Raw genomic sequence first — 22,901 nt, 5'->3', positions numbered from 1 at the left:
GCAGCGCTAAGGGGTGCGGGCGAGCCCGTCCCAGAAGTCGGCGAGGGCGCGGGCGGTCGGTGCGGGACGGTCGGCGGCGGGCGAGTGCTCGGCCCCGTCGACGACGGTACGGTGCGCCGCGAGGCGGAGGGCCATCCCGTCGAGGTCCGGCACCGGCCAGGTGTCGTCGCGTGCCCCCGACAGGACGTGGAACGGCAGGGGCACGGCGGCCAGTTCCGCGACCCGGTCCGGTTCCGTGCACAACTGCCTCCCGGTGGCCAGCAGCTGCGCGGGACTGGTGCCCAGCCAGCGGCGCCGCAGGTGCTCCGGACCGCCGGGCCCGCGCGCCGGACCCCCCACCTCCTCGGGCGGGCCCATGGCTAGGATCGCCTCCCAGCACTCCGCCATCGACATCACCGCGAGCGCGTCCCGCAGCAGCTTCACGCGCTGTTCCTGGGAGACGGAGATCCGCGCGGGACCGGAGGAGACCAGGGTGAGCGAGCGGAAGGGGGAGTGGTCGAGGAGGACGGCGGCACGGGCTATCTGGCCGCCGAGCGAGTGCCCGACGAGGTGCACGGGCGCACCGACCGCGTCCGCCTGCGCGAGGACGTCCCGCGCCAACTCGTCCTGTTCGTAGGCGGATTCGTCGTCGGCGGGCCCGTCCGACTCGTACTGGCCCCGCCCGTCCACGGCGACGGTGCGGTAGCCGCGCGCGGCGAGCGGCTCGTGCACCAGCGTGAAGTCCTCCTTGCTGCCGGTGTATCCGGGCAGCAGCAGCGCGACCCCCCGCGCCGTCACCCCGGCGGCCGGTGGCACGTCCACGACGGCGAACTCGCCGCGCGAGGTGCGGAGTCGGCGGGCGCGGGCGCCGGAGCCGGCGGGCGGGGAGGAGGGGGAGTGGCTGGTCACGGGGTGAGGGTAGCGGGTGCGGACACGCCGACGGCCCGGCCCCCGTGGGGCCGGGCCGTCGGTTCGTCGCGTCAGCCCTCCGAGGACTCCGCGGCGGCGGCCGCCTTGCGGGTCCGCCGGGGCTTGGCCTCCGGCTCCGGCTCGACCACGGCCGCCGCCTTGCGGGCGCGGCGGGGCTTGGTCTCCTCGACCGCCTCGGCCTGTGCCGGAATGTCGGCGACCTTGCGGGTGCGGCGCCGGGGCTTGGCCTCGGCGGCTTCCGCGGTGTCGACGGCGGCCTCGGTCTTCTTGGCCGCGGCCTTCCGCGTACGGCGCGGCTTGGTCTCCTCGACCGCCTCGGCCTCCGGAACCGTCTGCGCCGGAATCCCGACGGCGACGGCCGGCTCCGGCTCCGCCTCGGCGACCTTGCGGGTGCGGCGCCGGGGCTTGGCCTCGGCGGCTTCCGCGGTGTCGACGGCCGCTTCGGTCTTCTTGGCCGCGGTCTTGCGGGTGCGGCGGGGCTTGGTCTCCTCGACCGCCTCGGCCGGTTCGGCGGTGCCTTCCGCGGTGTCGACGGCGGTCTCCGCCTTCTTGGCCGCGGTCTTGCGGGTGCGGCGAGGCTTGACCTCCTCGACCGCCTCGGCCGGTTCGGCGGTGCCTTCCGCGGTGTCGACGGCGGTCTCCGCCTTCTTGGCCGCGGTCTTGCGGGTGCGGCGAGGCTTGACCTCCTCGACCACCTCGGCACCGGCCTCGACCGCGTCGACGGCGGCCTCGGTCTTCTTGGCCGCGGTCTTCCGGGTGCGGCGGGGCTTGACCTCCGTCGCCTCGGCCGGCTCGGTGGTCGCCTCCTCCGTCTCCACCACCGCGGTGTCCGCGGTCCTGCGGGTGCGGCGACGGCGCGGTTCAGCGACCGGAGCCTCGGGCTCCGCGACCACCGGGGCCTCGGGCTCCGCAACCACCGGAGGCGCCTCGGCCACCGTGGTCTCCTCGGCCACCGGGGTGACCACGGCGGCTGCCGTGTCCGCCGCGCCCCGGCGCGTCCGGCGGCGGCGCGGCTTCGCGGGAGTCTCGACGGCCTCCGCCGCCGTCCCCTCCGCCGTGTCGACGGCGGACTCCGCCGCCTCCACCGCGGTCGTCGCCCCGGCCGGGACCCCGCCGCGCGTACGGCGACGGCGGCGCGGGGTGCGGGCGACCGCGTCGGTCTCCGCCGCGCCGGCGCCTTCGGCGGCCGGGCTCACGGGCTGCCGCGCCGCCTCGTCCAGCACCGCACCGCCGCGCGTGCGGCGACGGCGGCGCGGCGTACGCGCGGCGGTCTCGCGCTCCGCGGAACGAGCGTCGTCGCGCCCGCCCCGGCCACCGCGCCCGCGCGGTCCGCGCCCGCCCGGCTCGCCCAGGTCCTCCAGCTCCTCCGCGTCCAGCCCGGCGCGCGTACGCTCCGAGCGCGGCAGGATGCCCTTGGTGCCCTCGGGAATGCCGAGGTCCGAGAACAGGTGCGGGGAGGTGGAGTACGTCTCCACCGGGTCGCCGAAGCCCAGGTCCAGCGCCTTGTTGATCAGCTGCCAGCGCGGGATGTCGTCCCAGTCGACCAGCGTGATCGCCGTACCCTTCGCCCCCGCGCGGCCGGTGCGGCCGATGCGGTGCAGGTACGTCTTCTCGTCCTCGGGGGACTGGTAGTTGATGACGTGCGTCACGCCCTCGACGTCGATGCCGCGGGCGGCGACGTCGGTGCAGACGAGCACGTCCACCTTGCCGTTGCGGAACGCGCGCAGCGCCTGCTCGCGGGCGCCCTGACCGAGGTCGCCGTGGACCGCGCCGGAGGCGAAGCCGCGCTGCTTGAGCTGGTCGGCGAGGTCGGCGGCGGTGCGCTTGGTGCGGCAGAAGACCATGGCCAGGCCGCGGCCGTCGGCCTGCAGCATCCGCGCGACCATCTCGGGCTTGTCCATGTTGTGCGCGCGGTAGACGAACTGCGTGGTGTTCGCGACCGTCGCGCCCTCGTCGTCCGGGGACGTGGCGTTGATGTGCGTCGGCTGCGACATGTACCGCCGGGCCAGACCGATCACCGCGCCCGGCATGGTGGCCGAGAACAGCATGGTCTGGCGCCTGGCCGGAAGGAAGTTGATGATCTTCTCGACGTCGGGAAGGAAGCCGAGGTCGAGCATCTCGTCGGCCTCGTCGAGGACGAGGGCCTTCACGTGCTTGAGGTCGAGCTTCTTCTGTCCGGCGAGGTCGAGCAGCCGGCCCGGGGTGCCGACGACCACGTCGACGCCCTTCTTCAGCGCCTCGACCTGCGGCTCGTAGGCCCGGCCGCCGTAGATCGCGGTGACCCGCACATTGCGCACCTTGCCCGCGGTGAGCAGGTCGTTGGTGACCTGCGTGCACAGCTCGCGGGTGGGGACGACGACCAGTGCCTGCGGCGCGTCGGTGAGGTCCTCGGGCTTCGCGCGGCCGGCCTCGACATCGGCGGGGACGGTGACGCGCTCGAGGAGCGGAAGGCCGAAGCCGAGCGTCTTTCCGGTGCCGGTCTTGGCCTGGCCGATGACGTCCGTGCCCGACAGGGCCACGGGGAGCGTCATCTCCTGGATGGGGAAGGCGGTGATGATGCCGACGGCCTCCAGGGCCTCGGCGGTCTCGGGGAGGATTCCGAGCTCTCGGAACGTCGTAGTCAGGGTGCTGCCTCTTCTGTGTGCGCGGTGCGAGGCGAGCGCGGGGGTCGTGCAGAAACCGTGCCGGGGACGTCGGCTGCCTTACGGGCGATGCCGTAGGGCACGGGACCACTGCCGACGCTCGAGCGCTCGTACCGCTGAGGGTCCCCCTCCGGAATCCGCACACAGTGTGGTGTACGGCAAGGAGGGCTGTCGGGTCGGAGCCGATCGGGCCTCCGACCGGGCATCCTCATACATGCGGCCTGTCGAGTACGTGAGAGTGCTCAGCAGGCGCATTACCACCATACCCCGGATTCGCGCACACGCCATGGCCGATTTGGTCACGTAGTCGTCGTCACACTGATCGGCCAGGACCTTCCGGGCGTGACGAGCGGGCTATTGTGCGCTTCATGACGAGCTCTGACAAGCCTGACAACGCCGCGGACACCCCCGACACCTCCGCCGGACCCACCGGCGTCGCCGCCATGGACTGGGCGGCCGCCTCCGCCGACCCCCAGTACCGCGCCGCTGTCGTGGACCTGCTCGGCGCGCTCGCGTACGGCGAGCTGGCGGCGTTCGAGCGGCTGGCGGAGGACGCCAAGCTGGCGCCCACGCTGGCGGACAAGGCGGAGCTGGCGAAGATGGCGTCGGCCGAGTTCCACCACTTCGAGCGGCTGCGCGACCGGCTCGCCGGGATCGGCGAGGAGCCGACGCTCGCGATGGAGCCGTTCGTCGCCGCGTACGACGGTTTCCACAGGCAGACGGCGCCCTCCGACTGGCTGGAGGGGCTGGTCAAGGCGTACGTCGGCGACTCCATCGCCAGCGACTTCTACCGCGAGGTCGCGGCCCGCCTGGACTCCGACACCCGTGCCCTGGTGCTGGCGGTGCTCGACGACACCGGCCACGGCGGCTTCGCCGTCGAGAAGGTGCGCGCGGCGATCGACGCGGACCCGCGCGTGGGCGGACGGCTCGCGCTGTGGGCGCGGCGGCTGATGGGCGAGGCGTTGTCGCAGTCCCAGCGGGTCGTCGCCGACCGGGACGCGCTGTCGACCATGCTCGTGGGCGGCGTCGCGGACGGCTTCGACCTCGCCGAGGTCGGCAGGATGTTCTCCCGCATCACCGAGGCACACACCAAGCGCATGGCGGCCCTGGGACTGGCGGCGTAGGCAGGGCCCTAGGGGCGCGGGGCTGTACCGACATGCGGCTCCGCCGCGTGGGCGCAAGGGGGGCCGGGCCCTAGGGGCGCGGGGAACTGCGCGAAGGGGGTCTGGGGGCGAAGCCCCTAGGGACGGGAAGGGGCGGCGGGGGCGAGAGAACGTCCAGCCGCCCGCGCGACACGGGACGCTCCCGCGGCACCACGGTCAAGCCGAGCGGATCCCGGTGCTGGGGCTCGCGAGCCAGGAAGGGGCTGAGTGACGCCCCGGGGCGCCGCATGCCGCACCCGGCCGGCTCACCCCCGGCGACCGCTCACGCGGTCGCCGACCGGCGGCGCAGTCTTCCCGCCGGCCGCAGCAGCAGCGACAGGGACGCCACGGACACGATCACCGCACCGAGCAGGATCGTCAGCAGGTTGCCGGCGTCCAGCGCGGTGCTCATGAGGAAGGCGCCGAACAGCGCTCCGGTCACACCGGTCGGCAGGACCAGGGCGCGGGCGGGCAGACGATGCGGCAGACGGCGGGCGGCCGCCCACGCCAGAGCCAGGCCGAGGATCGCGGAGCTGAGCGCTTCCAAGAGCATGTCGGGGTCCCTCCCACATGGCCGGCCTGCTCACATCGGTCGTAGCCCGGTCTACCCCTGACCTGCGAAATCCAATCCTCCCTGTGAAGGATCTGTGCGCCGTTCGTGCACATGCGAAGGGCCCGGCGGTCTCGCACCGCCGGGCCCTTCCACGACCCCTCGACTGCCGGTCGCGCCTACAGCGCGCCGAAGCCCACCTTGCGCGGGGCCGGCTCGCCGATCTCGACGTAGGCGAGACGGTCGGCCGGGACCAGGATCTTGCGGCCGTGCTCGTCCACGAGGCTCAGCAGCTGCGACTTCCCGGCCAGCGCCTCGGCCACCACGCGCTCGACCTCCTCGGCGCTCTGACCGCTCTCCAGAACGATCTCGCGGGGCGCGTGCTGCACGCCGATCTTGACCTCCACGGCTATGTCCCTCCGACGGTCAGTGAAGTGCGCGACCTTCCGCGCCGTACCAGCACACATTAGCCCGGTGAGGGGACGTACACGCTGCGCCCGGCAACGCCAGGAGCGAACAGCCGGCGGGAACAAAACGGCCGCCGACGCCCGCCGCCCTCCTCAGTGGTGCTGTTCGTTGCCGTGCAACGGGAATCCCGCGATGCCCCGCCAGGCCAGCGAGGCCAGCAGCTGCACCGCCTGGTCGCGCGGCACGCTGCGGTCGCTGTGCAGCCAGGACCGCGCCACCACCTGGGCGAGACCGCCGAGCCCCGAGGCGAGCAGCATCGACTCCGCCCGCGACAGCCCGGTGTCCTCGGCGATCACGTCGCAGATCGCCTCCGCGCACTCGTTGGTCACCTTGTCGACGCGCTCGCGCACGGCGGGCTCGTTCGTCAGGTCCGACTCGAAGACCAGGCGGAAGGCGCCGCCGTCGTCCTCGACGTACGTGAAGTAGGCGTCCATGGTCGCCCGCACGCGCTGCTTGTTGTCCGACGTCGACGCCAGCGCGTGGCGCACCGACTGGATCAGGGCCTCGCAGTGCTGGTCCAGCAGGGCGAGATACAGATCGAGCTTGCCCGGGAAGTGCTGGTAGAGCACCGGCTTGCTGACGCCCGCGCGCTCGGCGATGTCGTCCATCGCGGCCGCGTGGTAGCCCTGCGCGACGAAGACCTCCTGGGCGGCGCCCAGCAACTGGTTCCGTCGGGCACGGCGTGGCAGGCGTGTACCCCTCGGGCGTACCGCGTCTGTCTGCTCGATGGCTGTCACGCCGCCTCCCATTGTCGTCCACGTGCGGTGTGAGCCGCGCCGCCATCGTACTTTTCGGTAATCGTGGTGTGCGCGGTGAGAGCGCAGAATTTCACGTACCGGACGACGGTGAAAGCCATACGGACGGTTTCAAAAGCTGTCAGAGCGGGCAAGAAGTTTCCTCCTCACTGCTCGGCGGCGGTCCTCGCCGGTGCGCTCGTCACCGGTAGTCGTCCTCGTCGAGGGAGACGATCCTGGCCTGTTCCATCAGGTCCGCCTCGCTGGCGCGGTCGGGTTCGACGCCGGTCATCGGGTCGTCGCGGTCCGGCTTCACCTCCGTGTGCTGCTCGGCCGCGTCGACCTCGGGCGCCTCGACGTCGAACTCCTCGCCCTCGCGGGTGTCCTCGTCCTCCACGAACGTCTCGGGGTCGGTCGGATCTACGGCCATGCCGGGCTCCCTTCCTGCGAACGTCTGCCGCGATCGTCCCCGAAGAACGCGGGGACGATGTGCGGGTGCCCTCCCTACGAGCCTAGGAGACACCCGATTCGGACGCTATGCGATCCGTGACCGGAGCGTGACGGGGAGCGCGCGGCGGGCTCCGCCACAAGGGGTGGTCCGGAGCGGCACCCCACGTGGCGGCTTGTGACGGCGAACACACGAACCACCGCGTGATCGTCTCGTAACATTGCCGCATGTCTTCGACCGAGCTGCCGTCCGTGCCGCCCGCAAGCGTGCTTCCCGAAGTGGCGGCGGTCAGGGTCGCGGAGGGTGAGCGGCTGAGCTCGGTGGAGCTGCCCGGGGTCACGCTGTCGGTGCGGTCGCGGCCGCCCGCGCGGGAGGGGCTGCCGTCCGCCCTCTACGTCCACGGGCTCGGCGGTTCCTCGCTGAACTGGTCGGCGCTCATGCCGCTGCTGGACGACGTCGTCGACAGCGAGGCCGTCGACCTGCCGGGCTTCGGGGACTCCCCGCCCCCGGACGACGGCGACTACTCCGTCACCGCGCACGCACGCGCGGTGATCCGTTATCTCGACACGACCGGCCGCGGCCCGGTGCACCTCTTCGGCAACTCGCTCGGCGGCGCGGTCGCGACCCGCGTCGCCGCCGTGCGCCCCGACCTCGTCCGCACCCTCACGCTCGTGTCACCGGCCCTGCCGGAGCTGCGGGTGCAGCGCACCGCCGTCCCCACGGGGCTGCTGGCGGTGCCCGGGGTCGCGCCGCTGTTCACCCGGATCACCCGCGAGTGGACGGCGGAGCAGCACGTCCGGGGTGTGGTGCGGCTCTGCTACGGCGATCCCGCGCGGGTGTCGCCGGAGGGGTTCCGCAACGCCGTGCAGGAGATGGAGCGGCGGCTGCGGCTGCCGTACTTCTGGGACGCGATGGCGCGCTCCGCGCGTGGGCTCGTCAGCGCCTATCTGCTGGGTGGCCAGCAGGGGCTGTGGCGCCAGGCCGAGCGGGTGCTCGCACCGACCCTGCTCGTCTACGGCGGCCGGGACCAGCTCGTCGGCTTCCGCATGGCCCAGCGGTCGGCGCGCGCCTTCCGGGACTGCCGGCTGGTGACGATTCCGGAGGCGGGGCACGTCGCGATGATGGAGTACCCCGGGACGGTGGCCCTCGCCTTCCGTGAACTCCTCGCGGATACAACGGATTCGGCGGATCAGGGGGATACTGGTGAGCCGGGCGCGCAGGGCGCTCCGGGTTCACCCACCGGCACCGGTGGGGGTACCACCGCTGAGAACACGAGGGGCTGAGGCGCGACGTGGGACGCCACAGCCGCCGTGGGCCCGCCCCGAAGGGCGGCACCGCGGACAAGAGCGCCGTACGGGACGGTCGTCCGGCCCCGGACGGTTCGTCAGGGACCGGACGGGCGAGCAGGGCGCGGGCGGCCGGCCCGGAACCGCGCAGGACGCCCGCGCCCCCGCCACAACAGGGGCCCACGGGGGGAGCCTGGGGACACGGCGCTCCTCCGGCGTACGGAACGGCGGAACACGGGACACCGGCCGGCGGAGTACCGCGCTTCCCGGACGGCACGCCCGCGCACGGCGTGCCGCGCCTCCCGGACGGATGGCTCCCGGACGGCACGCCCGCACATGGCGTGCCGCGCTTCCCGGACGGAACGCCCGCGCACGGCTTCCCCCGGCTGCCCGACGGGACCCCCGCGCACGGGGTTCCCCGGCTGCCCGACGGAACTCCCGCCCATGGCGTTCCCCGGGCCCGTGGCGGGCATCCCGAGCAGCGGGAACCCGGGGGCGGCTGGGGAACGCCGGACGGTCGTACGGCGGCCGGGGCCCACGGCGCGCGGGCGGGCCAGGGCGCGCCCCTCCCGCGGCAGCGGCAGGTCCCTCCCGGAGGGCCGCGCCAGGACTACCTCGACGCCTTCGGCGAGGACGCCGACTTCTCCTCCCCCCGCGCGTCCGCCTCCGTGCCCCGCCCGCCGGGCTCCGCGGATCCCCGTGCCGGCGTCACCGGCCGGAGCGCGGTCCCGGCCGCCGGCGTTCCCGCCGGTCCCGGCGCCGGTGCGCCGCCGACCGGAGGGCCCACACCGGCCAGGGGCGGCAAGGGGCGGGCGTTCACCGGAATCGCGGCCGCCGCCGTCACCACCGTGCTGGCCGTCGTCGTGGCCGGGCAGGTCGCCGACGAACGCGACGGCACGGGCGTACGGGCGCAGGCCGCCGGCGAGCAGGCGCGCGACGCCCGGGACTCCGCCTCGCGCGGGGAGGACCGGGAGACCCCCTCCGCACCCAGCGCCGAACCGCTGACGTACGAGCAGAAGATGGACAAGAAGTACCCGCTGAGCGCCGCGCGCGGGGGCACGGGGAAGTTCGACGCGATCCCCGGCATCGACAAGGCTCCGGGCAAGGGGCAGAAGGTCACCTACCGCGTGGACGTGGAGCAGGGGCTCGGCCTCGACGGCGAACTCTTCGCCGAGGCGGTCCACAGGACGCTCAACGACAACCGCAGCTGGGCGCACAACGGCGCGCGCACCTTCGAGCGCGTCCACTCCGGCGAGGTCGATTTCGTGATCACCCTCGCCGGTCCGGACACGACCGCCGACTGGTGCGCCAAGTCCGGCCTGGACACCACCGTGGACAACGTCTCCTGCGACTCGGCGGCCACCGAGCGCGTGATGATCAACGCCGACCGCTGGGCGCGGGGAGCGGACACCTACGGCGACGAGATGCACGCCTATCGCCAGATGCTGATCAACCACGAGATCGGCCACCGCCTGGGCCACAACCACGTCACCTGTGACAAGGACGGCGACCTCGCCCCGGTCATGCAGCAGCAGACCAAGTTCCTCGACCACGACGGAATCAGCTGCCGCCCGAACGCCTGGCCGTACCCGAAGAGTTGACCGCCCGGCGGACGTCCGACGGATGCCCGCCGATCACGGACCGACGGCCCAGCACAGCGGAACGCGTCCCGTGCGGGAAAGTTACGCCCGTTCACCCCTTTTGGTGGCGTGACGGACAACCGTCCATCACGCCGCCTCCTCGTCCGCATACGTTCGTCCCGTTGCGAGCCGCCGGACAACGGCGGCTCCCCACACGGGAGATCGGGGGTGCACACGTGCGCATCGGACTGCTTACGGAGGGTGGTTATCCGTACGTGGGCGGTGAGGGCGGGCTCTGGTGCGACCGCTTGGTGCGGGGACTCGGCCAACACGAGTTCGACGTCTACGCGTTCAGTACCGGTGAAGCCCAGGAGGACGCGGGCTGGGTCCCGCTGCCGCCCCAGGTCGGCCGGGTCCGCACCGCGCCGCTGTGGGCGGCCGAGGACGACGGGGTGGTGTACGGCCGCCGCGCACGCCGGCGCTTCTCGGAGCACTACGGCGAACTGGCCGCCGCCCTCTGTGCCGAGACGGACCCCGCCACTCCCGGCCCGGGACCCGCGACCCCCGAGGCGGACCGTTTCGCCACCGCTCTCCGGGGCCTCGCCGAACTCGCCCGCGACGAAGGCGGCCTGGTGGCCGCACTCCGCTCCGAGACGGCCGTACGCGCCCTGGAGCGCGCCTGTCGTGCGCCTGGCGCCCTGCGTACGGCGCGTGAGGCCCGCGTACCCGATCTGCTGGCCGTCGCCGCGCACCTGGAGCGCGCCCTGCGCCCCCTCTCGCTCGACTGGTACGAGGAGGACGGACTGGGCGCGGTGGACCTGTGCCACGCCGCCGCCGGCGGAGCGGCGGCCCTTCCCGGCCTGCTCGCCCACCACTTCTTCGGCGTCCCCTTCCTCGTCACCGAGTACGGCGTACGCCTGCGGACGCACTACCTCACCCGCCCCGACGCCCCACCCGCGGTCCGCTCCCTGCTCGCCGCCTTCCACGGCAGGCTCGCCGCGGAGACCTACCGCCGGGCCGCGTTCATCACACCGGGCAACACGCATGCCCGCCGCTGGCAGGAGCGCTGCGGCGCCGACCGGGCGAAGCTCCGCACGGTGTACCCCGGCATGGACGCCGCGCCCTTCGAGGAGGCGGGGGAGTCCCCGGAGGACGCGGACCCGCACACCCTCGTCTGGGTCGGCCGCGTGGAACCCGCCAAGGACCTGGTCTCGCTGCTGCACGCCTTCGCGGAGATCCGCAAGGAGGAGCCGAGGACCCGGCTGCGGATCATCGGCGGCCCGTCGGGCCCGGAGGGCGCCGCCTACCTCGGCCACTGCGAGGCACTGGCCGCGCACCTCTTCCCGGACGAGGCCGAGGGCCCGCACTCCGCGGGCGCCGGCCCGGTTTCCTTCGAGGAGATCGGCGGCCCGGGCCTGGCCACCCCCGCCGACGCGTACGCCTCGGGCGCCGTGACCGTCCTCTCCAGCGTCGTCGAGGGCTTCCCGGCCGGCCTCGTCGAGGCGATGCTCTGCGGACGCGCGACGGTCTCCACGGACGTCGGCGCGGTCGTGGAGGCCATCGGCGGCACCGGTCTCGTCGTACCGCCGCGCAATCCGCAGGCGCTCGCCGAGGCGTGCGTCTCCCTGCTGCGCGACCCCGAGCGCCGCGTACGCCTCGGTGCCGCCGCGCGCGCCCGCGCACTCGAACTGTTCACCGTCGACCAGAACATCGCGGCGTTCCACGGCCTCTACCTGGAGATCGTCGCGCGCACACCGGTCCGTCGCCTCCTCCTCGACGACACCGGCGGCCCACTGCCCTTCGCCACCCCCGCCGAGGCCCACGTCCCCGGCCACTGGACCGACCCCGCCCCCCGTGCCGTTCCCACGTGGGCCATGGACACCCGGGTACCCGCCACGGAGACAGCCCGATGAACGACCTCGGCGAACTGAACCGCAGCACTCCGACCGGCTCGGCCGACCCGGTCAAGGCGCTGCTGCACCACCACCGCGACCTGTGCGAACGGGCGGTGGACCCCCTGGAGATCGCGGCGGGCCTGGAGGCCCACGGCATCACCGACCGAACCGCCGCCCGCTTCCGCCACCGCGACGTCTTCTCCCTCGCGGAGGAGCTCTACGCCAGGGTCCCCCGCGACGACGCACCCCCTCCGCCCGCCCCGGCCGCCACGAGTCCGGGGGCGCGCGCCGACTGGACCGTCCTCACCCTGCTCCCCGGCGCCCTGTGCGTGGCGACGGTGACCGCCCTGCGCCTCACCCACGGCCAGACCCGCCTCTACGTGGCGGCCACCGGCATCCTGGCCGTCACCCTCGCCCTGCGCGCGGCACTGCGCCGGGGCCCGCTGAGCACCCGGACCGACATCCCCTCCCGCTCCGCCGCGGCGACCTGGACCTGCTGGCTCCTCGGCTACGCCCTCCTGGGCGACGGTCTGCTCGGCACGGCGGTCACCGGCGGCCCCGACGGTCCGCCCGACGGCACGGCGGAGGGGGACTGGCCGCTCACCGTCGCCCCGGTCGTGGCGCTCGCCCTGTCCTGCGCGCCCGCCGCCTGGACGGCCCGCCTCTTCACCGCCCGTGTCCGCCGCCGGCTGGCGTCGAGCCGTGGTCTGAAGGACTTCTCGGCTTCCGTACGCCCGGTGCTCATCGGGGTGTTCGCCCTGTTCCTGGGCGCGGTGGCCGTTCTGCTCACGGTGACGTCCACGCTCCTCGGAGAGCCCCTCGCCCTGCCCTCGACGCTCGCCCTGGGCGGCCTTCTCTTCCTGGCCCGCCTCCTCACGATCCACGGCTTCACCCATGCGCCGAGAGTGATCCTCACGATCACGGCGACCGCTCAGGCGACGGCCCTGGCCACGCTCTTCGCGGCCCGCCTTCCCGGCTGCGACGCCCTGGCCGTCCCGGTCCAGACCCTGACCGGCACTTGGAGCCCGGCCGCCCTTCCCACCCTCACCTGCGGGGTGGCGGCGCTGACCCTGCTGATCCACGCCTCCCGCAGACTCGCCCGAGCCTCGGCGCACATCAGCCCGGAGCGACCGCGATGACGACACGGGGCCGGCACCCGCCGTCCGCGGGCAGTCGTGCCTCCCCCGGTGTCCGAAGGGCCGGGGAGGTGCTTCCGGGGCGGCACGGGCGGGCTGGAGGCACCCCCTCCAGGGGAAGCACCCCGCAAGCGCCGGGCTGCGCCCCCCCGGCCCACACCCACGCGGAGCACCCCACAAGCGCCGGGAAGCGCTGATGCACCCACCACCCCCCGCCCCGGCACCGGCCCGCGGTCACCGAAGACCCCGCCCCACCCACGGGCATCAGGCGCCCGCGCCACAGGAAACACACCCGAAGGAGCCCACCCCATGACCATCCCGGACGCCGAAGGAGCCGCCCGATGAGAGTCCTCCTGATCGGAGCCAACGGCTACATCGGCCGCTTCGTGACCGACCGCCTCCTCGCCGACCCCGCCGTCCAGCTCACCGCGCTCGGCCGCGGCGACGACGCCGACGTCCGCTTCGACCTCGCCACCGGCAGCCCCGGCGCCCTCACCCGGTTCCTCGACGCCGTCCACCCCGGCGTGGTCGTCAACTGCGCCGGCACCACGAGAGGCGGCGCCCGCGAACTCACCCGGCACAACACCGTCGCCGTGGCCACCGTCTGCGAGGCCCTCCGCCGCAGCGGCTGCGGCGCACGGCTCGTACAGATCGGCTGCGGCTCGGAGTACGGACCCAGCCAGCCCGGCTCGTCCACGGCGGAGGACGCCGTCCCCCGCCCCGGCGGCCCCTACGGCGTCAGCAAGCTCGCCGCCACCGAGCTGGTCCTCGGCTCCGGCCTGGACGCCGTGGTCCTCCGGGTCTTCTCACCCGTCGGGCCGGGAACCCCCGCCGGCTCCCCCCTCGGCCGCCTCGCCGAGGCGATGCGCCGCGCCATGCAGTCCGGCGACAACGAGCTGAAGCTCGGCGGTCTCGGCGCGCAACGGGACTTCATCGACGTCCGCGACGTGGCCCGCGCCGTCCACGCGGCCTCCCTCTCCGCCGCGCAGGGCGTCATCAACATCGGCTCGGGCCGCGCCGTCCGGCTCCGCGACGCCGCCGGGATCCTCGCCAGGGTGGCCGGCTACGGCGGCGCCCTCAACGAACTGGACACCCCTCCGGGCCCACACCCACCGCACGTACCCCACGCGCCCCACCCCTCCGCCCCCCTCCGCACCACGATCGGCCACCCCCGTCCCGACCTCGACCACCCCCCCACCACCCCCGTCGCCTTCCCGTACCCCGACGGCTGCGGCAGCTGGCAGCAGGCCGACGTCCGCACCGCCCGCGACCGCCTCGGCTGGCGCCCCCGGATCAACCTCGAGGAGTCCCTCGCCGACATCTGGATGGAGGCGGCATGCCGTATCTGACCAGCGTCAAAGCCGGTACGGCGAGCACCGGCGTCCGTACGGACATCGGCGTCCCCGGCCTCGCGCACCCCCTCGTCGCCCCGACCGAGTGGAGGGAACTCGCCCGCCGGGGCACCCCTCTGCACTGGGTCACCCTCGACGTGGCCGACGGCCCCGGCATCCGGCCCGACCCGCACTGCCTGGAAGCGGTCGGCCGCCTCCGCGACGCCGGTGTCCGCGTCCTCGGCCGCCTCGACACGGCACACGGCACCCGTGCGTTCGGTGAGGTGATCTCGGACGCCCACCGCTTCATCGACTGGTACCAGGTCGACGGCTTCCTGCTGGACCGCTGTCCCGCCGACCGGGCCGCGCTCCCCGGGATCCGGCGCACGATCACCGCACTCCGGGCGCTCCATGACGCCCACGTCGTCCTCGGCCACGGCACCCACCCGTACCCGGGATACGCCGAACACGCCGACCAGCTGGTCACCTTCTCCGGCCCGTGGAGCGACTACCGCTGGTCGCAGGTGGCGGAGTGGACCGCCGACCACCCGCCCGAACGCTTCTGTCACTTCGTGCACGGAGTGCCCCGCCCGCACCTGGACGAGGCCCTGCGCGTCGCCCGCTGGCAGGGCGCCGCGACGATCTACTTCACGGACTACACCCACCCCAGGGGGCACCGCGCCCGCACTGCCCCCTGGGAGCCCCTGCCCGGCTACTGGGACGACATCGTCTCGCGTGTCGGGACGGGTGTCTCGGAATGAAAAAGGCCATGGCAGTGTTGAGTGAAGAACAACCGTAGTGATTGACCGACCAACGGAGTCCCCGTGTCGCTGCCACCCCTGGTCGAGCCGGCCCCCGAGCTCACCGTAGACGAGGTCCGCAGGTACTCCCGCCACCTGATCATCCCCGACGTGGGCATGGACGGGCAGAAGCGGCTGAAGAACGCGAAGGTGCTCTTCGTGGGCGCCGGCGGCCTGGGTTCGCCGGGTCTGATGTACATGGCCGCGGCGGGCGTGGGCACGCTCGGCATCGTGGAGTTCGACGAGGTCGACGAGTCGAACCTGCAGCGCCAGATCATTCACAGCCAGTCCGACATCGGCCGCCCCAAGGCCGAGTCCGCGCGTGACACGATCAAGGGCATCAACCCGTACGTGAACGTGGTCCTCCACGAGGAGCGGCTCGAGGCCGACAACGTGATGGACCTGTTCAGCCAGTACGACCTGATCGTCGACGGCACGGACAACTTCGCGACCCGCTACCTGGTCAACGACGCCTGCGTGCTGCTGAACAAGCCGTACGTATGGGGTTCGATCTACCGCTTCGACGGCCAGGCGTCGGTCTTCTGGTCCGAGCACGGCCCCTGCTACCGCTGCCTCTACCCGGAGCCCCCGCCCCCCGGCATGGTCCCCTCCTGCGCCGAGGGCGGCGTCCTGGGCGTGCTGTGCGCGTCCATCGGCTCCATCCAGGCCAACGAGGCGATCAAGCTGCTCGCCGGCATCGGTGAGCCGCTGGTCGGCCGGCTCATGATCTACGACGCCCTGGAGATGCAGTACCGCCAGGTCAAGGTCCGCAAGGACCCCGACTGCGCGATCTGCGGCGACAACCCGACCGTCACCGAGCTCATCGACTACGAGGCCTTCTGCGGCGTCGTGTCCGAGGAGGCCCAGGCGGCGGCCGCCGACTCCACGATCACTCCCAAGCAGCTCAAGGAGTGGATCGACGACGGCGAGAACATCGAGCTCATCGACGTCCGCGAGCCGAACGAGTTCGAGATCGTGTCCATCCCGGGCGCCCGCCTGATCCCCAAGAACGAGTTCCTCATGGGCAACGCCCTGGAGAGCCTGCCGCAGGACAAGAAGATCGTCTTGAACTGCAAGACGGGTGTCCGCAGTGCGGAAGTCCTCGCCGTCCTGAAGTCCGCGGGCTTCGCCGACGCCGTCCACGTGGGCGGCGGCGTGATCGGCTGGGTCAACCAGATCGAGCCGGAGAAGCCGGTCTACTGACCGACCCCGGTACGAACACGAGCCGACGCGGGGGCTCCGGGCACCACGAGTGCGCGGAGCCCCCGCCGTCGTCACGAGCAGATCTTGCCGTCCTCGGGCACCGTGCCGTCCAGCAGGTACGCGTTCACCGTGGAGTCGACGCAGTCGCTCCCACTGCCGTACGCGCCATGGCCCTCGCCCTTCCAGGTGAGCACCACACCGACGTCCTCGCCCAGCTCGTCCGCCATCTTCCGGGCGCCCTCGTACGGTGTGGCCGGGTCGCCGGTGTTGCCCACGACCAGGACCGGTGCCGCGCCCGGCGCGCTCACCTCCGGGGTGTCGAACTGACCGGGCACCGGCCAGTCGTGACACCAGCCGGCCGTGTCCCAGCCGAGGAAGGCCCCGAACACGGGCGAGAGCTCCTCGAACTTGGGCAGCAGCTCCTTCGTCTCCTCCGGAGTCGGACGCTGCTTGTCGTCCAGGCACGATATGACCCGCTGGGAGTGGGTCGTCGTGCCGTACCGCCCCGAGGCGTCGCGTTCGTTGTAGCCGTCGGCCAGCGCCAGCAGCTCCGTGCCGTCACCCTCCTCGGCCGCCTCCAGCGCGCTGGTCAGCACCGGCCAACTGGTCTTGCTGTACAGCGGCAGGACGATGCCGGTCAGTGCCAGCGTCTGCGTCAGCTCGCGCCCGGACGACGACGTCGGCAACGGGTCGGAGTCGATCCGCTCCAGCAGCTCCGCGATCTCCCGGGAACCCTGCTCGGGGTCCCGCCCGGTGGACTTCAGGTAGTTGTCGAGGGCCGTCTGGAAGCCCCGGGTCTGGTTCTTGGCGTGGCCCACGGTGTCGGCGCTCGGGTCGACCACCGCGTCGAGCGTCATCCGCCCCACCTTCTCGGGGAAGAGATGGGCGTAGACGCCGCCCAGCTCGGTGCCGTAGGAGATGCCGAAGTAGTTCAGCCGGTCGTCGCCGAGGGCCTGCCGGATGCGGTCCATGTCGCGAGCGGTGTCGGTGGTCGAGACGTGGGCCATCAGCTTCCCGGCGGCGTCCTGGCAGCCCTTGCCGAAGTCGGCGGCGTCCTGGAGGAACGTCCGTTCCTCGGCCGGGGTGTCCGGGGTGCCGTCCACCGACGACTCGGCGGCCTGGATGCTCTTGTCGCTGCGGCAGCGGACACCCTCGCTGGCGGCGACCCCGCGCGGGTCCCAGCTCACCAGGTCGTACCGCTCGCGCAGTGCGGAGGCCGTGGTGGCGTAGGACGGCATCATCGACACGCCGGACCCGCCCGGTCCGCCGAAGTTGAACAGCAGTGAGCCGAGGCGGTCCTCGCCCGTCGCCTCGGCCCGGATCAGGGCGAGCCCGATCGTCGAGCCGTCCGGCTTCGACCAGTCCAGCGGCACCCGGAGGGTGGCGCACTGCCAGTCCTCGCCCGGTGCGGGGGCGTCCCCGGAGGCCTTGCAGCGCCCCCAGTCGAGCGCCGTCCCGCCGCTCTTTCCGTCCTTTCCGCCATTGCCGGAGTCGTCGTCCGACGAGCCGCCGCTGCAGCCGGCCGCCAGCAGCGCGGCGGCGACCGTCAGGGCCGTCCACCGTGTGAAACGGGTCATGAGCCAATTCCCCCCTCGCTGGCCGTCCGCAGGTGCCGCGGATGGCGGTCGAGCCATGGTAGGCAGATTCGCCATCCGTCGGGGCGACCTGTGGATAACGCTATGACCTGCTGTTTTGCGGAGAACCGCGTAACAACGGAACCGCAGGACCACAGACCGCAGGACCGCTTACGAGCAGACGGTCCCGGCCTCCGGCACCTTTCCGTCCAGGAGATAGCCGTGCACCGCGTCCCGCACGCACCTGTTCCCGCTGTTGTAGGCCCCGTGCCCCTGCCCCTCGTACGTCAGCTCCACACCCACGCCCGTACCGAGCGCGCGCACCATCCTGCGCGCCCCCTCGTACGGTGTGGCCGGGTCGCCGGTGTTGCCGATCACCAGGATCGGAGCGGCACCGGGGGCGTGGACGTCCGGATGTTCGGCGGCCCCGGGCACCGCCCAGTCGGTGCACCCGACCATTTCCCACGCCAGGTACTCCCCGAACAGCGGGGACGCGGCCCGGAACTCGGGCAGCCGGCGCTCCACGTCCTCGGCGGTGTAGCGGGGTTCGTCGTCGGCGCAGTTGATGGCCACGTTGGCCGGGATGAGGTTGCTGTACTCGCCGTTCTCGCTGCGCCCGTTCAGTGAGTCGGACAGCACCATCAGAATCGTTCCGTCACCGTCGTACGCCTGGGCGAGACCGTCGGTGAGGAACTTCCAGAGGTCCTTCGAGTACAGCGCCTGCAGGATCCCGTTGGCCGCCAGGGACTGGGTCAGTTCGCGCGGGAAGACGCCGGGGACGGGTGTGCCGTCGAGGTCCTCCAGCAGCTCGGCGATCCGGTCCTTCACCTCCTGTGCGCTGTCGCCGACGGGACACTCCTCGTTCTGCGAGACACAGTCCTCGGCGTAGTTGTCGAGGGCGAGCTGGAACCCCCGCGCCTGTCCGAGCGAGCCCTGTTCCGCGGTTTCCGTGGGGTCGACGACCGCGTCGAACACCGCGCGGCCCACCTTCTTCGGGAACAGGTGGGCGTAGACGCCGCCGAGTTCGGTGCCGTAGGAGACGCCGAAGTAGTGCAGCCGGTCGTCACCGAGGACCTGGCGCATCAGGTCCAGGTCACGGGCGGCGTCCGTGGTGCGCACATGCGGCAGCACCCGCTCGGAGTTCTTCTCGCAGGCCGCGTTGAACTCCTCGGTGCTGTCGAGGAGTTCCGTGCGCTCGGCGCGGTCGTCGGGGGTGGCGTCCTGCTGGAGGTACGTGTCGAGCCGCTGGTCGTCCAGACAGGTCACGGGCGCGCTGCGCCCGACCCCGCGAGGATCGAAACTCACCAGGTCGTAGCGGGTGCGCAGGGTCGCGTACTTCTCGCCGAACCCGGGCAGCGCGGCGACGCCGGAGCCGCCCGGGCCGCCGAAGTTGAAGATCAGGGAGCCGATGCGTTCGCTCGCCGCGCCGCTCGACCTGACCCGGATCAGCGCGAGGTCGATGGTGTCACCCCGAGGATCGTCCCAGTCCAGCGGCGCCTTCATGGTGGCGCAACTCCATGCGCCTCGGCCGCCGGGGAGGGGCGACGGGGCGGGACCCCCGCCCTGCGCCTCGGACGGAGCCGGGCAGTCCGTCCAGTCGAGCTGCTGCTCCGTCAGGTCCTCGTCCCTGTCGTCGTCCTCACCGCAGCCGGTCAGCAGCGCGGTCAGCAGCACGGCGCAGGCGGTCAGGGCGGCGGCACGCGGACGGAAGGGGTGGGGCATGGTCCCATCCTGCGGCCGCCCGGAGCGGGGCGCGCGGGACACGGGCCGTACGAGGTACAGGGCCCTCGCTCACAAGGCGGCCTTGCGCGTGAGGTGGTTGAAGGCCAGCCAGCCCGGCAGCACCGGCAGCCAGAGCGTCAGCAGCCGGAAGAGCAGCACCGCCGGCGCGGCGACCTCCTTGGGCAGTCCGACCGCGATGAGACCGACCGTCAGGGTCGCCTCGACCGCGCCGACACCGCCCGGCGTCGGGGCCGCCGACCCCAGTGCGTTGCCGGCGAGGAAGACGACGGCGACGCTGGCGATGCTGACCGAGGTCGTCTCGTCGCCGAACGCCCGGATCGAGGCGTCCAGGCACATCACGAAGCAGGCCGTCAGCAGCAGCATGCCGCCGATGCCGGTGACCAGCTTCTGCGGCCGTTGCAGCACGTCGAGCATGCGCGGTACGACCCCCGCGAAGAGCGACCGCACGCGCGTGACGACGAATTTCCGCAGGAACGGCACCGAGGTCACCACGAGCACCAGCACCGCCACCGTCAGCAGGCCCCCGATCACCGTGCGGGACGGTGAGAGGGAGGGCGTCTTCTCGGTTCCGGTGAGATAGCCGAAGGCCAGCAGCATCAGGATGTGGCAGCCGAGTCCGAAGAGCTGCGACGCGCCGACGCTCGCCACCGCGAGCCCCGGCCGCACCCCCGCGCGCTGGAGGAACCGCGTGTTCAGGGCGACGCCGCCCACCGCGGCCGGGGCGACGATCTTCACGAACGACCCGGCGACCTGTGCCGCCACGGTCCGCACGAACGGCACCCGCTCGGGTACGAACCCGAGCAGGGCCATGGCCGCCGCGACGTAACTGGCCGCCGAGAACAGCACCGCCGCGGCCACCCAGCCCCACTCCGCGTTCTCGACCAGCGGGCCGAACTCGATGTGGGTGAGCTGCGTCAGCAGGAAGTACGCGCCGATCGCACCGGCGATGAAACTGATCAGGGTCCGCGGCCGGACCCGCTCCAGGCGGGCCGGCTCCACCGGGGCCTGCGGCCTGATCCGCAGCACCTCGTGCCGGATCTGGGTGAGCAGGTCCTCCTCGCGCGCCTCCTCCAGGGCCTCGTCGACGGCCCGCTTCTCGGCCCGCTGCTCCGCGCGTACGGCCTTCTTGTCGGGCTTGTCGAGCACGATCTGGTGGGCGCCGTGCTCCGCGCGGGCCGGCTTGGACTGCCGGTAGGCCTCCAGGACCGCCTCGCGTTCGCGTTCCGCCCGCTCCCGGGCCAGCTTGCGCAGGGTCCCGCGCGTGGAGCGGCTCAGCGCGATGGGCTGGAGCATCGGCAGACAGTCCGCCACGGTGTCGGGGCCGAGGACGCTCAGCGCGGAGGCCACCGCGCGTTCGGCCCCCACCCTGAGCCCCAGCGTCACCAGCAGTTGGGAGGTGTCCATGCGCAGCAGCAGATCGCCGGCCGCGATCTCGCCGACGCGCAGATCGGTGAGGATCACCGTGCCGGAACGATCCACCAGGATGGCGTCGCCCACCAGCCTGCGGTGCGCGATGCGACGGGACTGCAGGGCCCGTACCTGGTGCCAGGTGTCGCGCAGCAGTTCGTCGGTGATCTCCTCGTCCGGCAGCGAGTCGAGGGTGCGCCCGCCGCTGTGCTCGTAGACGAGCATCACCGCGTCGGGGCCGAGTTCGGAGGTCGCGATCAGCTTGGGCGCGTTGGCGCCGGCCGCGATGGCCGCGTAGGCCAGCAGCGCCTCCTGCTCCAGCGCCTGGCGCAGTGACTGCAGGCTGCTGCGGGTGGCGAAGCCGCGCAGGGCCAGGTTGCGCCACGCGCGGTAGAAGAACCCCTGTGCCTGCTGCTCACGGTCGACCACCGTGACGTCCAGCGGAGGACCGTCCTCCAGGGTGACGAAGTACCGGCGTCCCCGGTCCCCGGTCTCGGCGGCGTCGCCGGACTCCACCCGGGACGCGGTCACGGGGCGGAAGCCGACGGTGCGCAGGCCCGCCATCAGGGTGCGGCCGGTGGGGCGCACATTGGGCGAGCCGACCGCGTAGAGGGTGCCGTAGGCGACGGTCCAGCCGATCAGGACCGTCAGGGCGATCGAGAACGGTGTCGTGTACCCGGTGACGAGCATCGAGAAGGCGTCGAGGAGCAGCACCACCCACAGCACCGCGCGCCACCGGGGTCTGCGGGACATCCCGACGGCCGTCATGTACGCGATCACCGGGGCCAGATAGCCGTGCACCGGGTCGGTCAGGGCGTGGATGTCGCCGGGGGAGGGCTGGGTGAGCGCCTCCTGGATCGAGTCCGGAGCGGCACGGGCGACCCACAGGTCGGTGGCGAGTGTCACACCGTGCGCGAGGACGGCGGCGAGCACGCCGTCGGCGATCCGCAGTCCGTCCCGCTTGATCAGCCGCTCGATGGCGAAGGCCACCGGCACCAGGAGGATCGCGATGCTGGAGGCCAGGCCCGCGATCTTGATGAGCAGGTCGGGCGCCTGCCCGGTGCCCTTGTTGATGTCCTGTTCCAGGCCCGAGGTGGTGCCGTGGGCGAACGCGGCGATCGCCAGCAGCACCACGACGGCGAGGACGCCCGCCAGGAGCCGCATGAGGTCGGACGGGCGGTGCACCCGCGCGGGGAGCAGCGGTTCGTCGCCCTCCACCTCGTCGATGTGCGCCGTCTCGGGGTCCGCGGCGTCCGGGCGCGACGAGGCGTCAGGGGTGCCCTCCGTGCCTTCGGGGTGCGCACCCTGCTGCTTCATCGTCTCTTCTCGATCTTGTATCACCAGTCACCGCCCGCACGATGGTGGCATGCCGTACCGACACAAGGGGGCATCAGGGTCCGAACGCGGGCGGCACAGTCTGCCCGAAGCGCCGCTCCGGAGCGAGCCGTGCGCACACGCGCGAACGCGTCACGTTGTCGGTGGGGTGGGGCAGGATGGGCCGGATGAGTCAGGAGAGCCTTCCGCCCGACGGCGGTCCGGAGCACCCGGACGCCCTGCCCGAGTACGCCGAGCGGGTCCTCGAGGTGGCCGAGCTGATCCCGCCGGGACGTGTCATGACGTACGGGGACGTGGCCGAGTGGCTGGGGGAGGGCGGGCCCCGGCAGGTCGGGCGCGTGATGGCCCTGTACGGGGGAGCGGTGCCGTGGTGGCGTGTCGTCCGCGCGGACGGCGTGCTGCTGCCGGGCCACGAGCTGAGGGCCCTCGGCCACTACCGCGCGGAGGGCACACCCCTGAAGGGGGCGGGCCGGGCCGCGGAGGGCCATGTGCCGCGCCTCGACATGAGGCGGGCGCGGTGGGACGGCGGCGGGTGCACCGAGGGTCACACCTGACAGCTTCCGCCCTCGCGCACGCCGCCGTGTGACCCCTGTTCCCCCGAGGTGACACGGAGCACATTCGTGGCATGACGTACGTTCGTGAGGCAAGGGACATGTGCGGCCGGAGTGGCCGGAGGGAAGAAGCGGAAAGCCTGCTTCCGTACTTTTCACCGGCGTAG

General features: G+C 72.9%; 18 protein-coding genes. 9 read left to right on the top strand and 9 right to left on the bottom strand.

All coding sequences use genetic code 11. The features are described 5' to 3' along the window. Nucleotides 1-6 precede the first annotated feature (6 nt). Both ACH5AO_RS13145 and ACH5AO_RS13140 read right to left on the bottom strand, forming a co-directional pair. A complete protein-coding gene (locus tag ACH5AO_RS13145) occupies nucleotides 7-888 on the bottom strand; it encodes an alpha/beta fold hydrolase (protein ID WP_398924324.1) in 882 nt (293 codons plus the stop codon). Between the two features lie 71 nt (nucleotides 889-959). Beyond that, nucleotides 960-3,440 carry a DEAD/DEAH box helicase gene (locus ACH5AO_RS13140; protein ID WP_398924323.1) on the bottom strand — a complete coding sequence of 827 codons (2,481 nt, stop codon included), beginning with the start codon at nucleotides 3,438-3,440 and terminating at the stop codon, nucleotides 960-962. A 479-nt stretch (nucleotides 3,441-3,919) separates the two neighbouring features. Between ACH5AO_RS13140 and ACH5AO_RS13135 the strand changes: the two genes are divergently transcribed. Then, on the top strand, nucleotides 3,920-4,675 hold the full coding sequence (locus ACH5AO_RS13135; RefSeq protein ID WP_398924322.1) for a ferritin-like domain-containing protein: 756 nt from the start codon (nucleotides 3,920-3,922) through the stop codon (nucleotides 4,673-4,675). Nucleotides 4,676-4,976: 301 nt separating this feature from the next. Here the strand turns inward: ACH5AO_RS13135 and ACH5AO_RS13130 are convergent, their stop codons facing one another. From ACH5AO_RS13130 to ACH5AO_RS13115, 4 genes are all read right to left on the bottom strand, one after another. Continuing rightward, nucleotides 4,977-5,246: a hypothetical protein gene (locus tag ACH5AO_RS13130; RefSeq protein WP_398924321.1), complete on the bottom strand. Its 270-nt coding sequence runs from the start codon at nucleotides 5,244-5,246 to the stop codon at nucleotides 4,977-4,979. A 176-nt stretch (nucleotides 5,247-5,422) separates the two neighbouring features. Continuing rightward, a complete protein-coding gene (locus ACH5AO_RS13125) occupies nucleotides 5,423-5,650 on the bottom strand; it encodes a DUF3107 domain-containing protein (RefSeq protein ID WP_019522837.1) in 228 nt (75 codons plus the stop codon). Nucleotides 5,651-5,803: 153 nt separating this feature from the next. Next, entirely contained in the window at nucleotides 5,804-6,448 is a 645-nt protein-coding gene (locus tag ACH5AO_RS13120; protein ID WP_085574399.1) for a TetR/AcrR family transcriptional regulator, read from the bottom strand. 199 nt (nucleotides 6,449-6,647) lie between these two features. Next, nucleotides 6,648-6,875: a hypothetical protein gene (locus ACH5AO_RS13115; protein ID WP_398924320.1), complete on the bottom strand. Its 228-nt coding sequence runs from the start codon at nucleotides 6,873-6,875 to the stop codon at nucleotides 6,648-6,650. Between the two features lie 245 nt (nucleotides 6,876-7,120). Between ACH5AO_RS13115 and ACH5AO_RS13110 the strand changes: the two genes are divergently transcribed. The 7 genes from ACH5AO_RS13110 (at nucleotide 7,121) to moeZ (ending at nucleotide 16,124) form a co-directional block, all read left to right on the top strand. Continuing rightward, nucleotides 7,121-8,176, top strand: coding sequence for an alpha/beta fold hydrolase (locus ACH5AO_RS13110; RefSeq protein WP_398924319.1), 1,056 nt, complete (start codon nucleotides 7,121-7,123; stop codon nucleotides 8,174-8,176). An 8-nt stretch (nucleotides 8,177-8,184) separates the two neighbouring features. Continuing rightward, nucleotides 8,185-9,780, top strand: coding sequence for a DUF3152 domain-containing protein (locus tag ACH5AO_RS13105; protein ID WP_398924318.1), 1,596 nt, complete (start codon nucleotides 8,185-8,187; stop codon nucleotides 9,778-9,780). 215 nt (nucleotides 9,781-9,995) lie between these two features. Continuing rightward, nucleotides 9,996-11,672, top strand: a complete 1,677-nt coding sequence (locus tag ACH5AO_RS13100) for a DUF3492 domain-containing protein (RefSeq protein ID WP_398924317.1) — start codon at nucleotides 9,996-9,998, stop codon at nucleotides 11,670-11,672. After that, entirely contained in the window at nucleotides 11,669-12,793 is a 1,125-nt protein-coding gene (locus ACH5AO_RS13095) for a hypothetical protein (RefSeq protein ID WP_398924316.1), read from the top strand. The genes ACH5AO_RS13100 and ACH5AO_RS13095 overlap by 4 nt, the downstream gene beginning before the upstream one ends. A 338-nt stretch (nucleotides 12,794-13,131) precedes the next feature. Continuing rightward, nucleotides 13,132-14,139 (top strand): NAD-dependent epimerase/dehydratase family protein, encoded by a 1,008-nt coding sequence (locus ACH5AO_RS13090; RefSeq protein WP_398924315.1) that lies wholly within the window; start codon nucleotides 13,132-13,134, stop codon nucleotides 14,137-14,139. Further along, nucleotides 14,127-14,882 carry a spherulation-specific family 4 protein gene (locus ACH5AO_RS13085; RefSeq protein ID WP_398924314.1) on the top strand — a complete coding sequence of 252 codons (756 nt, stop codon included), beginning with the start codon at nucleotides 14,127-14,129 and terminating at the stop codon, nucleotides 14,880-14,882. Before ACH5AO_RS13090 ends, ACH5AO_RS13085 begins: the two co-directional genes overlap by 13 nt. Nucleotides 14,883-14,945: 63 nt before the next feature. Further along, nucleotides 14,946-16,124, top strand: a complete 1,179-nt coding sequence (moeZ, locus tag ACH5AO_RS13080) for an adenylyltransferase/sulfurtransferase MoeZ (protein ID WP_398924313.1) — start codon at nucleotides 14,946-14,948, stop codon at nucleotides 16,122-16,124. A gap of 71 nt (nucleotides 16,125-16,195) precedes the next feature. On the opposite strand, the gene ACH5AO_RS13075 is transcribed toward moeZ, so the two are convergent. The 3 genes from ACH5AO_RS13075 to ACH5AO_RS13065 form a co-directional block, all read right to left on the bottom strand. Then, on the bottom strand, nucleotides 16,196-17,701 hold the full coding sequence (locus ACH5AO_RS13075) for an alpha/beta hydrolase (protein ID WP_398924312.1): 1,506 nt from the start codon (nucleotides 17,699-17,701) through the stop codon (nucleotides 16,196-16,198). 168 nt (nucleotides 17,702-17,869) lie between these two features. Further along, nucleotides 17,870-19,420 carry an alpha/beta hydrolase gene (locus ACH5AO_RS13070; RefSeq protein WP_398924311.1) on the bottom strand — a complete coding sequence of 517 codons (1,551 nt, stop codon included), beginning with the start codon at nucleotides 19,418-19,420 and terminating at the stop codon, nucleotides 17,870-17,872. 69 nt (nucleotides 19,421-19,489) lie between these two features. After that, nucleotides 19,490-22,165 carry a lysylphosphatidylglycerol synthase domain-containing protein gene (locus tag ACH5AO_RS13065; protein ID WP_398924310.1) on the bottom strand — a complete coding sequence of 892 codons (2,676 nt, stop codon included), beginning with the start codon at nucleotides 22,163-22,165 and terminating at the stop codon, nucleotides 19,490-19,492. 185 nt (nucleotides 22,166-22,350) lie between these two features. On the opposite strand from ACH5AO_RS13065, the gene ACH5AO_RS13060 reads away from it, so the two are divergent. Next, on the top strand, nucleotides 22,351-22,737 hold the full coding sequence (locus ACH5AO_RS13060) for an MGMT family protein (RefSeq protein WP_398924309.1): 387 nt from the start codon (nucleotides 22,351-22,353) through the stop codon (nucleotides 22,735-22,737). The last annotated feature ends 164 nt before the right edge of the window (nucleotides 22,738-22,901 follow it).

Origin of the sequence: Streptomyces sp. NPDC018964 (assembly GCF_044390325.1) — a bacterium.
In the GTDB taxonomy this organism is placed as follows: domain Bacteria; phylum Actinomycetota; class Actinomycetes; order Streptomycetales; family Streptomycetaceae; genus Streptomyces.
Note: the sequence above shows the minus strand (reverse complement) of the source record. Positions and strands in the feature narration are given on the sequence as shown.